The sequence below is a fragment of the Maribacter ulvicola genome (assembly GCF_900155985.1).
Lineage (GTDB): Bacteria > Bacteroidota > Bacteroidia > Flavobacteriales > Flavobacteriaceae > Maribacter > Maribacter ulvicola.
On the sequence record NZ_FTMA01000006.1, the window covers coordinates 20,129 to 33,646 of the forward strand.

Genomic DNA, 13,518 nt, shown 5'->3' on the forward strand with positions numbered 1-13,518 from the left:
TTGGCAACAGTATTTTGCACACAGTTTAAAGTATATTTTTCAAATCCTGTTTTCCGACAATCGCCATTATGTCAACAATATCATTATTGACTTTGTAGTAAATACTGTCCGAACCGCAAACACATCTCCGATACCCTTTCCCTATGTATTCTATAGATTCAAATGAGTAAGGACTTTTCGCAATAATGTCAAAATATTCAAAAAACCTTTCAAAATATTTGTCCGCTTGTTGAGTTCCATATTTTTTTGTTCCGTAGCGGTGAATACGTATGAGGTCATCTTTAGCGTCGTTACTTAGCCTATATTTATTCATTAAGCTTAGACTTGGATTGTGCTAAGATTTCTTCTTTGCTATCAGTAGTAAATCCACTATTTTCAGACTTTTCTAATTTAGTTTTAATCCAGTCAATTTCGACTTGTTGATTTCTTGCCTGACGAATTAAGTCATTAACAAGTTCACTCTTACTTGAATATTCTTGATTGTCAACTTGCGCCTTTAACCACTCATCATTAGGTGGTGTTAAAGATATGCTCTGTCTAGCCATGGGAAATATATTTTGATGTCAATTTACACCAAAAACGAACCAAACCCAAATTTTTGTAATATTGTTGCCAACACTTCACTAAAGACAACTGAATACTGAAACTGCTTACTAATTTGTATCGAGAACCCTCGCGTGTTCCAAACCTGTTCTCGATACTAATTTCTCGTACCTCCAAATTCACTCGAACTGACAGTAGGGATAACATCTCACTAAAGACAACTGAAAACTGAACCTGCCTACTGAAAACTGGAACTGCCAACTAAAGAACCAAGCGCAGCGATTAACTCCTCCACTCCCTCAAAAGAATTCAACTTTTCAGCAGACACCAACACCTCTAAATCATGTGTCGTTTCTACTACTATAATAGGATAGGTAAATGCATGCCCAAATTTGCTTTTATAGTTTTCTTGGAATTCATCTTTATGAAAGAATTCTAGTTCGTAGCCTTTCGTTAGCAAGCTCTCTCTAAAGGTTTTCCATTGTTTGTTCTCAGTAAAATTGCCAAAGGTCAAACTGCAGAGATTACAGTTATAGGTTGCGGGACTCACAATTTTATGGGCGAAGTCTAACATTTTACTGCCCGTATCGCTATTGGCATTATAGATAAATAAAATTTTCTTTGACATGACCATTTGGTCGTAAAAGTAGCTAAACCATACATAATATATGACTGATTATGGTTTCCCGTAACAAAGTATTATAGGCTTATTGTAAGTTTATTGCTTGAAAAAAAAATGAAGAAAAACTATACCAACAGGTTAATGCTGGGTTAACCTCCCATTATGAAATTATAGAGAATTAATATACTTAACCCTTAAAAATAAACCCAAATCAAATGAATAAAATTAAATTACTTGGATTATCATTATTAACCTTGTTGCAAATATTATTTACGTCTTGCTCAAAAGATGATGAAGAACCTACCAAATTAGGAGCAACTGTAGAAATAACAGTTGAGTACAACGGAAATTTACAAGCAAATTATCCCGTAAGAATGTTTACTGTTCAAACAGGTCCTTCAACTGCCTTTTTTACAGCATTTCATGCAGCAAAAACTGTAGCAACAAATGAGAATGGAGTAGCTATTTTCAAATTACAAGATGTTATAAATTTAAATACAGTTGATAACCAAACAACACTTTATTTCGCAGTATTTTCCGAAGAAGGAGATGCTTACAAAGCTATTACCGTAGAAAGAGGAGATGTTAAAACAGCAACAATTAATATTGAATAGCAATTGGAATAAGTCGATATTTTAAATATCGGCTTATCTAGTTTTAAGTCCTTTAAAACCTGTAAATATTAAAAAAATATCTGATTTTTAAGTCAATTATGGTTTCCCGTAATGGAGTGTGAAATGGAAATTGTAGGTTTATTCTTTAGTGGTGTATTAGAAGTGCGATTATGCATATTTCTGATTATTTCGGAATATGTGTAATTGTACACATATACAGTAGTTATCTTTAATTGTAAAAAACCAAAACTAATGAAAACATATTTTCCATTAATACTATTAATAATCTGCAATCTAAATTTAAAAGCTCAGCAATTACAAGAATTTGGAACTGAGATACAAGTCATTGTAGAAACAGGAACTAAAGTTTATAAATATAGTGCGGGCTTTGATTCATATTGTAAAATAAAAGACTCAATTCCAATTTATGCAACTGGTAAAAAATACTCAAGGTATTTAATAAAGCAAGGGAATTGTAAGGGATATATTGAAGATAAAAGTGTTCAAAATGAAGAATTTATCAAAACTCAAGTCGCAAATAAAATTGTAGCTTATAAAAAAGAAAAAATTATACAGGACAGCATTGCAAAAATAGAGTATAAGAAAAATTGCCAATATGAAACCAACGAAATAGACGATTTTAATGGAAAACTTAGAAAGTACACGGACTTTTATCAAGTTGGGGACATTTTGAGTTATTTAAGTATTCAGCTAAGAAATTTCGGAGGTAATTATTCAATAGTTTTTGATAGTGCAGAAGACCTTGGATGTGCAAGTTCATACTCACATGACAAATCGTTCGTACAAGTTAAACTCGAAAATGGAGATATAGTCAAATTTTATCATTTTGGAGAGACAGACTGTGGCTCTTTCCGCCTACAAGGTAGATTAACAAGTGGAGAATATAATAGACTTTTAAAATCGCCCATAGACAAAATAAGACTTCAAGGGACTTCTTATTATAACGATATAGAGGACATAGTTTATAAAGAGGTGTTTATGGACAAATTAAAATGCTTAAAGCAATGACCTGTAAGATAATGGATTTATATAAAAGTTGTAACTCTTGCGAAAACAACTAAAGATAACAAAGCCTAAACGTAATGCGGACTTATGGGCAAAACCGAAAGGTCAGTGTATATTTATAAAGTCGCTAAATCTTATGGATTTAGCTTTAGAACAAAAAAGAAAAAGCAAAACAATAAGCTTTAGCTACGTCGGAAGACGGAAACGAAAAGTTTCCTTGCCTCCGTACTACGTTTAGCCAAACCGTTAGGAAAATTTGAATGGAACATTTTAAACACATAAAAGTAACAACAACTTCTTCACTTCAAAATGTAGAAATTGAGGAATATATTGAACCGATTTCAGTAAGTATTGTCATTGGAATGAACTTTTTTAAAGACTTTTTATCTGGTTTTCGAGATATTTTTGGCGGGAAGTCAAACACTTACACTAAGTCATTAGAAAAAATAAATCAACAAGCTATTTATGAATTAAAAAAGCGTGCTCATTATTTAAAAGCAAACTACGTTATTGGACTGACAATCGAAAACGACGAAATTTCTGCTCAAGGAAAATCAATGTTAATGGTTACAGCAATGGGAACAGCTGTTCGCGTTGCTGGAAAAAGTAAAGAAGTAATAAATAATTCAACTTCTATAGATTTAGAAGCTTTTGAACAGCTTGAACTAAAAACCAAACTTCTAAAAAAAGCAGAAAGCAATAATCTCAATTTGAACGAAAATAATTGGAATTTAATTATAGAAAATCAGATTTCGGAATTAAGCCCATTTCTTTTAAACAAAGTGATCAAAAGCCAAAACTCAACGGATTTCAGAGAAAACTTAAAGGCTTTTTTTGATAATATAGACAGAGAACTAGCAATAACAGAAATCTTTACATTTATAGAAAGTAATGAAGAGAATGATTTAAAACCAGTTGTCAGCATTGTAAAAGAATTAAATTTAGTTGACTTTGACAAAAACCTTTCCTTACTATCAAGTGACAATCAAAATCTTAATAACGTTGGAGCTTTAATATCTGGAGTTCATAAAAATACCTATTTCAAATCGGACATAAAAGCAATCAAAGAAACTATTGATAAACTGGAAAGTAAGTTTCCTATTAAAGCTGAGTTTTACCAAACATTAGACAAGTTGACAAGAAAAGACATTGAGGTTTGGAAATGCGAATGTGGAAAAGAAAATAGTCTGGAACGAGAAATTTGCAGAGGTTGTAATAAAGACATTCATGGTCTTAAAAACTCAAATATTAATCTAAAGGAAATAAAAGAAAATTTAAAACACAGATTAGAAATATTAGAAAAAAACTTTGCATAACAAAGAATGGAGGTAAAAAATAAATAAATTCTTCTTTAATCTTAGACAATAGTATTCTAGGCTCATAAATTCAAAAAACAGATTCTTGAGCTTAAATATTTCAAGTATATTCAGTTTATTTACTAGACAATTAATCAATTACGTTATCGCTTATTTAAGTTTTATCCTTAATGGCAAGAATATACAGAACTATAGAATCATTAAAATCGCTTAAATATGAGCTAGAAAACAAAGGTGTTTCTAGATTTAAATCTGTAAGAGAGATTAAAGATTTTTTAAAGGATTTTGATTCTAGAAAATCAACAGTTCTAAACGACACAAAAAACGATTTAGAACAAGAATATCATAACACCTGTATTCGCCTTGAAGAAAATACCCAACAAAAAGTTGAAATAAGCAACTTAGCGACAGAAAAAATAGATAGGAAAATTGCAGATTTACAATCCAAAATTGATATCATTCATAAAAAGAACAGTCTTAGTTTTTTATATAAAATACTATCGAGCATAAAGCTTTATTATTTAAAAAGACGATGCAATGATTTTAAAGGCAGGAAATCTAAAATACTCAGTAAAGTTGTTCAACCATTAGCTCAAAAAATTAAAATCGACCAGGTATTTATAAATAAATACGAATCTAATAAGCAAATTCTGATTGAAAGAAGAGCGAAAAGTAAAATTGAAGAATTAGAATTCACCCGTGCTGTTTTAGAAGAATGCAAAAACCTGATTTCTGGAGCAATAGGTGAAAACTTAGTTGTAAAAGAAATCAAAAAACTTTCTGACGATTTTATTTTGATCAATGATTTTAAGTTAGATTTTTCCCCACCTATTTTTCACAAACAACAAAACGAGAGAATTTATTCTATACAAATAGACCACCTTTTAATCTCAAAGGCAGGAATTTTTATAATAGAAACAAAAAATTGGAGTAAGAATTCTGTTAATTCTATTAGTCTGAGATCCCCAATAGAACAAATTAGAAGATCAAATTTTGCTCTATACATCTACATTTCGGAAAATATAACTTTACATAATCATCATTGGGGAGAACAAAAAATTCCAATTCGAAACCTTATAGTCATGATTAACAATAAACCTAATACTGAGTTTAAATTTGTAAGTGTAAAATTATTAAAAGAACTTAATGACTATATCAAATACTTTGAACCTATCTTAACCGAAGAGCAGGTTAATGAAATTACTTCCCATTTAGTTTAGTTAAATTCGCGAACTTTATATAATCACAAAACATGGAACAACAAGGCTCCGATATTATTGAAAACAGATACCAAAAATTTATAAAAACGGTTTGTGAAACAGACGTTGTTTATGCGCTGCAAAACCAAGATGGGTTTGCCACCTCAGCCTCTGCGCATTATGAAAACGAACGTGGTAAACCTGTAGATATACTATGTTTTTGGGCTGAAAATGGCAGAGCAAAATCTTGCGCCATAAACCATTGGAGCAACTACCAAATTACTGAAATAGCCTTAGTAGATTTTATAGAAAATTGGGGCGTAGGTATGGAAAATGACGGTATACTTGCCGGTATTGAGTTTGACCAAAACATGTTTGGCTATGAAGCCAAACCCCTAGATTTAATTCTTGCCTTAGTCGCTGAAATAAAAGCGACCAACAAAGAACTACCGCTTCAAAAATTTGAAAATATTGCTGATTTAGAAGAACAGGCGACAATTGCTAATGGGTAAAAATGAATACCGTTGAATGAATACCCATTTGACCGGTTAATAAAAGTGCCCTTATAATTTCAGAAAATCAAGAACCTTTGTTTTATACACTTTACCTATAGGAATTTGATACTCTTTTATTTGTATGCTATTCCCCTCTACGGTTTCAATATGTTTTTTTGCCACTATAAACGATTTATGTACTTGAATGAATTTATCTGTTGCAAGCATTTCTAATGCATCTGATATTTTTTCTCGAATTAGAATCTGCTGACCTTCTTTTAAAATAACCTTACAATAGTTTCCGGCTGCTTCAACAAGTAGTATATCATTCAATTTTACTTGAATATGCTTTTTATCGCTGTATAGAAAAATGAACGGTTCTTCTTCATTTTTTATAGCTTCTGATTGTGGTGGATAGCCTTTCTGTTGTATGGTTTTATTGATGGCTTTTAAAAACCGTTCAAAACTAAATGGCTTTAATAAATAATCTATAACATTTAGCTCATACCCTTCTAACGCATATTCCTTATAGGCGGTAGTGACTATTACTTTTGGAGGATTCTGTAGTGTTCTTAAAAAATCAAATCCCTTTAATTTGGGCATATTTAAATCTAAAAAGATTAAATCTACTGGATTACCCTGCAAATAAGCCAAAGCTTCAATAGCGTCATAACAATGCTTAGCTAATTTCATATTTGGCAACAAATCAGCATAGCCTTTTACAATTTCATGAGCTATTGGTTCATCATCTATAATTAAATATGTAATCATATGTGCAGTTCTAATTGTGCTTTAAATACCGTATTGTTCTTTTCAACCCTAAATTGATGCTTTTTAGGATATGCCAGTACCAATCTCCGTTTTAAGTTTTTGAGACCTATACCTTTTGTTTCCGTAATTCCATTTTGATCAAAATTATTTTCTATCTCAAAAAGTAATCTTTCTTTATTGGTTTTTAAATGTATGGCAACATATGCTTTTTCGCGCAAATTCTCTACACCATGTTTAAAGGCATTCTCTAATAGAATAATCAATATCAACGGTCTTATTTTTATGGTGTCATCTGCGACATCTATGGTAAACTCAATATCAATTTCTTTATGATACCTCATTTTATGTAACGCTATATAATTTTGTACATACAAAATCTCTTCTGCCAACGGTACAGTTTCCTTTTCCCCTTCATAAATACTATACCGCATTAAATCTGACAACTTTAAAATAAGGTCTTTAGCACCATCGGTATCTTTATCTACCATACCGTATACATTGTTTAGCATGTTAAAAAAGAAATGCGGGTTTACTTGACTTTGCAAATGCAACAACTCACTTTTTTTGGTCTCCTTCTTTAAATTTAAAATAGCGATCAATTGTTTTATGAGCCATAGCAACCCTATCACTAATAAGAGGGAATAATAAACCACCACGATTATACCTACTACCGATGGATAATCTGCTAGAAAAACCACAGATTCATTACCTAAAACGATAAACTCGTACGTGGTAATTAACAAAGGGATCAGTAAAGTGATAAGCACTACTACTTTGACTACCAGCCAATTATTTTTATTTATAAATTGCATCATGCCACAAAAATAGAAGAAATACTATCGCAAATAATTAATAGTGATGAACACACCTATTTCGGTTACAAACAACTTTTAGACTAGGTCAAAAACAGTTCACCATCCCCAATGGCAAGTATAACCACCAAATTATTTAAGTATATCACATAAAATTTTAGGTCTATTCTTTTGCCCATATGTTTGTGCCATCATCAATCAAAAAACGAACATCAAATCAAGTAACATGAAAGAAAGAATTATTCGCTATTTTAAAAATGTACTCGGCACTATACTGGTTTTATTCATCATTGGCATTATCGTCGTTGTCTCGCTCAACGGAAGTGTGGCCTACGGTACCGATCCACTGAGCCTGAATTTAGATAAGGAAGGTCCGTATGTATTTTATGAAAATGACAGCACCATTAACGTACAGTATATTAGAGGGAATAAAACTGATGGTTTTTATGTGGACAAAACAACGCACAATAGTAAAGAACACATTGCTGCTATAAGTAAATTTCCTTTAGATGACTCTAATTTTAGTTTTACAATCAGGTCTGAATTTGAAATACCGGCAACCTCCTATACCGACGACCAACCTATTTTAGCCATTTCTGATATTGAAAGTGGTTACAAAACTTTTCGCGATTTTTTAATTACGCACAAAGTAATAGACACCAACTTAAATTGGATCTTTGAGAAAGGCCACCTTGTCCTTGTTGGTGATTTTGTGGATAGAGGTTTTTCTACTACCCAAGTACTTTGGTTCATTTACAAACTGGAACAAGATGCTAAAAATAAAGGCGGACATGTACATTTTATTATTGGCAATCATGAGCTGTACAACATGCAAGGCAAATTTAAGTCGGCTTCTTACAAGTATTACGGTGTTGCGTCTATTTTAGAAAAGCAACATCATGATCTCTATAACAACAACGCTTTTCTAGGACGGTGGATGGCTTTTAAAAATACTATAGAGCGTATTAACGGACATTTATTTGCTCACGGAGGCATTCACCCAGGTATAGCCAAATATGACATTACATTAGACCAGGTCAACCAAATAAACAGAGACAATTATCACCTCTCCTATTTTCCAAAACCTGAAGAGACTATTGAACAATTGGTTACTTCTAATAAAAAAGGAATCTGTTGGTACAGAGGTTATTTTAAAGATGACCTATCACAAGAAGATGTTGCTATAGGAATTGATAAATTTAATGCAACCGATATTATTGTGGGTCACACCCTGCAATGGTCCGTAAAGAAGTTATATAATGGAAAAGTATATGCTATTGATGTGAAACACCCTAAAGACTATAATAAAAACTGGCCCAACAAAAACTCAGAAGGCCTGCTTATTACACCAGAGAAATTCTATAGACTAAAACACGACGGTAAGCAATTGGAATTATAAAATTCTATTTAACTAATGGATTTCGGTAAAATAATAGCGTTTTTCTTATTTAGGGCAATATACTCATTCAAAATGACCTTAAACCCAGTGCAAATTGCAAAAATTACTACATAAATTGATATGTAACGAACAGGGTCAAGGCATTTCAATTTTCTCTACAAAAACATCAAATTCGGTAATTATTTGATTTTCCGGAATAGAAATAGAGAAAATTTCACCTGAATTATTTTCAAATACCCAAATTGGATATCCTTTTGTTTTAATAGCTGTAACTTGCCCTGTTTCAATATCAAACATTAATACTTCGCGCTTTAAAAACTGTGTTTTTATATCACTTCCATACCAATCAGGATCATTTGTACTTGCAAAAATATAATTTGAATTTTGACCTAATCCAAGGGCAAATAGTTCATCTGGCATTTGCGCTTCATCCTGAAAAGTAAGTGTAGAATACAATGTTCTATCACCATAATTTATAAGCGAGTTATTTGACTCACTATAAAAAGAAGCATTTTTATACTTAGCACTATAATTAGAACTTAATGGTATTGATATAACTCTTTTGTTTTGTAACAAACCATTTTCATCAACTTTAAATAGCATACTATTCGGCTCATTTTTATGACCAATAATGATTTCATTCTCATTTACTTGAAGCAATCTTTCTAAATTATCTCCTTGGTGATTTTCATAATGAATTTGTTTATCTAGAAGAATTAACTCTTCTCCCATTCGTTGAAAAACAAATATATCACTAGCGTTTATAATAACTAAAAATCCGTTATCCGTGTAAGTATAATCAATGATACCACTTAAACCGAATTCCTCATATAAGTAGAACGAACCAAATGAAAAATTTTCAGTTAGCGTTATTGGGTGTAGGAAATGTAAATTTGATTGTCCATTTGTTACCAACTCTTTGCCCTCTGGAAAATTAAATGGTTTTCTAAATGGAAACTCACCGGCTACATATACCTCATCACTAGTTGTTGACTTAAGTAAACCCTCATTATAGTCAATTCTCAAAACTGCATTTACACCATAATCACTCCAATCAGGTATACTACTTACCCCGTGTAAATAAACTGATGCCTCATAAACATCTATTTCAATATGGCTTAACCAAATTGGACCTGTTAATTCTTTTCTTCTAAAGGTTATCTGTTCATAATTACTAACTACACTAGCTCCAAATATATTATAAGCGTAAATGGCAAAAAAAGGATTTTCTATATATGGAGGGTCTGTATCTAGAAAACTAGTTTCTGTATAAGCATCAATTGATATTATGCTATCTTCTTCATGAAAAAGTAAGTTACTTCCGTCAGAATTCGCATAAACTATTTCGTAATGTGAAAAGTATGGATTGTTATATTCACTCCAATTAAGAAGAACATTTTCACCTTCTAAGTTGGCACTATTTAAGTAAAAGGCACCATCCATAGTTAGTTCTTTAGGATTCACATTTACTAATTCACTTTCTCCTACCATTCCCTCTTTAGTATACACCCTTAAAAAGTAGCATAAATTATTTTGAGTAGCTGGCGGATCATAATCGACAAAAGTAGTGGTACCACTATCTTTTATTTCAGCCAATAGTATCGCCCCCTCTTTTGAACATTCACCATCTTGTGACCGATAAACCTCATAAGCATTAAAAGATTCAATATCAGTTTCTTCCTTCCAGTTAAATTTCAACAATCCGGTTTCTTCTGAAAGCCTAACAAATGAATTAGCTATATGATTATTAGATACGGGATCATATGGCCTTAAATAAGCTTTTAAACTATCTTCACTTCCATCATTATCAATATCAAATTTAAAATTCACAACCAATTCTGAAGGTTGAAATTCAATTACCGGAAGTTCCTCTTTTTCGCCTTGTGCATTCGAAATTGTAATTAATCCGTCTTTCAACACCCAATTAGCAAATTCTTTTTCAGAAATACAATCATTGTTATTATATAAAACTTCTTTGTAAACACCTTTCTCTTCAAATACTAAATAATCGTAACCACATGCTGCAAATCTAGGTGCTACTTGAATAATATCTCCCATATATTCCCCTGCATGCACATACCAAGCTCCTTCAATATCTTCATTTGTTACATTTGTATCTACTTGAGGTTTGTCAATGCCTTCTTCTGCTGTAGAATTGTTCTCTTCTTTACTACAAGAAAAGAAAATAAGGAGGCAAAAAATAAAATATCTATATCTTTTGAACATCATTTAAGTTTAAAGAATTTTAAGTAATAACCTATTAAGAAAAATATTGTTTGATATCTAGCTTAGTTTTCGACAAAAAACAGTAGTAATTATACTATCCGCCACCAAACTATATATAAATTTCGAAAGGTCATATTTATAAATTAAATTTATTAGCTAATCACTATTACAGGTTTTATATATTAAATTTCACAACCGTAATGCTACACCTCATCGTTGGAAATACTGGATCTGGAAAAACTACCTACGCCAATGCCCTTAAGCGTAAAACCAAAGGTGTCATTTTCTCTATAGACACTTGGAACAACACCCTGTTTCTACCAGACAAAACAGAAACAGACGGATTAGAATGGTTTTTAGAACGTATTGAGCGGGCCGAACAGATGATTTTAAATGTGGTAGCGCAATTAGAAGAATCTGATACCGATGCCATTTTAGACCTGGGCCTATCTAAATTTGAACACCGAGAAAAGTTTAGAACCTTTGCAGCATCTCATGGGTATGAAATTACACTTCACTTTTTAAATATTTCTAAGACAACCAGATGGGAACGCGTGCAGCGGCGCAACACGGAAAAAGGAGCCACCTTTGAGTTTGAAGTCAGCCAAGAGGATTTTAATTTTATGGAAACTTGGTTTGAAAAACCTACCGAAAATGAACTAAAAGGTAGTGTTGTTATCACTGAATAACATTAATTTTGCGCTCCAATTTTTTTTTTGCAATTACTATTTACTGAACCGCACTTTCAACCAACACTACCACTTGAACGTAAAACATACTTTCGTCAACTTTTTTATTAAGTCTAGCAGCAAGCTAGAATGCCATGAGGTACTTAACAAATGGAACTCCTATTACGCTGCATTATCAGAAAAGCACCAAAAGGCTTTTGTGAAAAGAACTCTGTTATTTTTAAAGACCACACATTTTAGCGCTACAGAAGGTCTTGAACTTACTACAGAAATGAAACTAGTCATTTCTAGTGCTTTTATTGAAATTACTTTTGGACTAAAACAACCTGTCCTAAGTCTCTTTAAAACAGTATTAGTTTCTCCGCCTTCAAATACAAGTACCAGCAAAAGAGTTTTGTTCAATGGTGACGAAAACACACTGACAAAGCATATAAACCTGCCCTGGCCCGCTGTAAAAAATAGCTTTACTTTTTCTGATGCTGGATTTAATTTTGCCCTACAAGAGTTCAGCCATTGCCTGATTATTGAACATGCTAAAAGCTCCTATTTCTCTAAAGCATTTAATGACATGGACCTCAATGCCTGGAAAGAATTGGCTTCTAAAAAAATGCCGCTTATTCATGAGGGAAAATACACCATTTTCAAAAATTATGAAGGCACTGATTTAACAGAGCTATTTGCCGCAACACTAGCTATCTTTTTTGAGCAACCTCATGAGTTTTATTCCTATGCACCTACCTTCTATCGAACTACCGCCAAAGTGTTAAAACAAGACCCCAGGAACGGCAAAAACCCAAAATAACAAGTAATCTTGGGGAAAACCTCTGAGGCATTGCATTGAGAATATTATTAATATTTCACCACAACTGCCAGAACAATTAAATCTCTATTATTGAGCAATATAATGTAGAAAACACTTTATACCGTTGCAAAATTTCATCATAAAACCCCTATAGGAATAATTACCTGACATGTGTCATAGTTTAGCCTATAGATGTTTTATATTATTGTAAAAAACACTGCAATGCAAAAGATATCCTTCACTGAAAATGTAGATTTCAACGATAATAAAATAGTTACTAAAGTTCTTTTAGAAACTTCTTTTTCAAAAGAAATTAGAATTCTATTGAAGAACGGGCAACTTATGAAAGAACATAAGGCTCCTTTTCCCATTATAGTACATATTGTAGCAGGAGTAATTGATTTTGGGGTTGAAGGTACACTTCATACGTTAAAACAAGGAGATATGATTACCTTAGCCGCTAATGTTCCGCATGACCTTTTAGCGAAATCCGATAGTATTGTTCGTCTTACGCTTTCTAAACAAGACGCTGCAAATAGGGTTGAAAAAGTTATTGCCGATTCTTAAAAACAAATCATGAGCGAAATTACCAATAAAGAAGATGTTAGGGTATTGGTACATACTTTCTACGATAAAATAAGGCAAAACCAATTATTGGGTCCTATTTTCAACGGACACATTACAGACGAGGAGTGGCCTGCACACCTAAGTAAACTTACCGATTTCTGGGAATCCAACCTTTTTGGCGTACGTACATTTAGAGGGAGTCCGTCTAAAGCACATATCAAGGTCGATAAAAATCTACACCATACCATTTCTCAAGATCACTTTGCACAATGGCTTCAATTGTGGTTCAAAACTATTGATGAACTTTATGAAGGAGAACTAGCCACTAGGGCAAAAGAAATGGCGCGTAGAATGTCTACTGGGCAGTATATTCATATTTGGCAGAATAGACCGGAAGAATTTAGGAACTAGGATTCAGTGGTCAGTGTTCAGTTGATA

At 32.3% G+C, this 13,518-nt stretch carries 16 protein-coding genes; 10 read left to right on the plus strand and 6 right to left on the minus strand.

The features are described 5' to 3' along the window. Window positions 1-25: 25 nt before the first annotated feature. The 3 genes from BW936_RS14550 to BW936_RS14560 form a co-directional block, all read right to left on the minus strand. The gene (locus BW936_RS14550; protein WP_076549433.1) at window positions 26-313 is read right to left on the minus strand and encodes a type II toxin-antitoxin system RelE/ParE family toxin; all 288 of its coding nucleotides are present in this window, start codon (window positions 311-313) and stop codon (window positions 26-28) included. Next, window positions 306-545 carry a ribbon-helix-helix domain-containing protein gene (locus BW936_RS14555; protein WP_076549435.1) on the minus strand — a complete coding sequence of 80 codons (240 nt, stop codon included), beginning with the start codon at window positions 543-545 and terminating at the stop codon, window positions 306-308. The genes BW936_RS14550 and BW936_RS14555 overlap by 8 nt, the downstream gene beginning before the upstream one ends. 236 nt (window positions 546-781) lie before the next feature. Continuing rightward, window positions 782-1,171, minus strand: a complete 390-nt coding sequence (locus tag BW936_RS14560) for a hypothetical protein (RefSeq protein WP_076549437.1) — start codon at window positions 1,169-1,171, stop codon at window positions 782-784. 209 nt (window positions 1,172-1,380) lie between these two features. Here BW936_RS14560 and BW936_RS14565 point away from each other — a divergent pair, with 209 nt between their 5' ends. From BW936_RS14565 to BW936_RS14585, 5 genes are all read left to right on the plus strand, one after another. Continuing rightward, complete coding sequence (locus BW936_RS14565; RefSeq protein ID WP_076549439.1) at window positions 1,381-1,779, plus strand: hypothetical protein; 399 nt, start codon at window positions 1,381-1,383, stop codon at window positions 1,777-1,779. A gap of 252 nt (window positions 1,780-2,031) precedes the next feature. Beyond that, window positions 2,032-2,808: a hypothetical protein gene (locus tag BW936_RS14570; RefSeq protein WP_076549441.1), complete on the plus strand. Its 777-nt coding sequence runs from the start codon at window positions 2,032-2,034 to the stop codon at window positions 2,806-2,808. Between the two features lie 257 nt (window positions 2,809-3,065). Continuing rightward, a complete protein-coding gene (locus BW936_RS14575) occupies window positions 3,066-4,121 on the plus strand; it encodes a YbjQ family protein (protein WP_076549443.1) in 1,056 nt (351 codons plus the stop codon). A gap of 170 nt (window positions 4,122-4,291) precedes the next feature. Continuing rightward, entirely contained in the window at window positions 4,292-5,341 is a 1,050-nt protein-coding gene (locus BW936_RS14580; RefSeq protein WP_076549445.1) for a nuclease-related domain-containing protein, read from the plus strand. 32 nt (window positions 5,342-5,373) lie between these two features. Further along, window positions 5,374-5,832, plus strand: a complete 459-nt coding sequence (locus BW936_RS14585) for a DUF2750 domain-containing protein (protein WP_076549447.1) — start codon at window positions 5,374-5,376, stop codon at window positions 5,830-5,832. Between the two features lie 51 nt (window positions 5,833-5,883). Here the strand turns inward: BW936_RS14585 and BW936_RS14590 are convergent, their stop codons facing one another. Continuing rightward, window positions 5,884-6,585, minus strand: a complete 702-nt coding sequence (locus BW936_RS14590) for a LytR/AlgR family response regulator transcription factor (RefSeq protein WP_076549449.1) — start codon at window positions 6,583-6,585, stop codon at window positions 5,884-5,886. Beyond that, entirely contained in the window at window positions 6,582-7,400 is an 819-nt protein-coding gene (locus BW936_RS14595) for a sensor histidine kinase (RefSeq protein WP_076549452.1), read from the minus strand. The genes BW936_RS14590 and BW936_RS14595 overlap by 4 nt, the downstream gene beginning before the upstream one ends. A 223-nt stretch (window positions 7,401-7,623) precedes the next feature. Here BW936_RS14595 and BW936_RS14600 point away from each other — a divergent pair, with 223 nt between their 5' ends. Further along, window positions 7,624-8,796, plus strand: a complete 1,173-nt coding sequence (locus BW936_RS14600) for a metallophosphoesterase (RefSeq protein WP_076549454.1) — start codon at window positions 7,624-7,626, stop codon at window positions 8,794-8,796. A 135-nt stretch (window positions 8,797-8,931) separates the two neighbouring features. Here the strand turns inward: BW936_RS14600 and BW936_RS14605 are convergent, their stop codons facing one another. Then, on the minus strand, window positions 8,932-11,022 hold the full coding sequence (locus tag BW936_RS14605; protein WP_076549456.1) for a lipocalin family protein: 2,091 nt from the start codon (window positions 11,020-11,022) through the stop codon (window positions 8,932-8,934). Window positions 11,023-11,222: 200 nt separating this feature from the next. Between BW936_RS14605 and BW936_RS14610 the strand changes: the two genes are divergently transcribed. The 4 genes from BW936_RS14610 to BW936_RS14625 all read left to right on the plus strand — a co-directional run bounded on the left by BW936_RS14610 (window position 11,223) and on the right by BW936_RS14625 (window position 13,491). Further along, window positions 11,223-11,711, plus strand: coding sequence for a P-loop nucleotide/nucleoside kinase family protein (locus BW936_RS14610; RefSeq protein ID WP_076549459.1), 489 nt, complete (start codon window positions 11,223-11,225; stop codon window positions 11,709-11,711). Then, window positions 11,692-12,513, plus strand: a complete 822-nt coding sequence (locus tag BW936_RS14615) for a zinc-dependent peptidase (protein ID WP_084182099.1) — start codon at window positions 11,692-11,694, stop codon at window positions 12,511-12,513. Before BW936_RS14610 ends, BW936_RS14615 begins: the two co-directional genes overlap by 20 nt. A gap of 222 nt (window positions 12,514-12,735) precedes the next feature. Then, a complete protein-coding gene (locus BW936_RS14620) occupies window positions 12,736-13,080 on the plus strand; it encodes a cupin domain-containing protein (protein WP_076549724.1) in 345 nt (114 codons plus the stop codon). 9 nt (window positions 13,081-13,089) lie between these two features. Continuing rightward, window positions 13,090-13,491: a group III truncated hemoglobin gene (locus tag BW936_RS14625; protein WP_076549463.1), complete on the plus strand. Its 402-nt coding sequence runs from the start codon at window positions 13,090-13,092 to the stop codon at window positions 13,489-13,491. The last annotated feature ends 27 nt before the right edge of the window (window positions 13,492-13,518 follow it).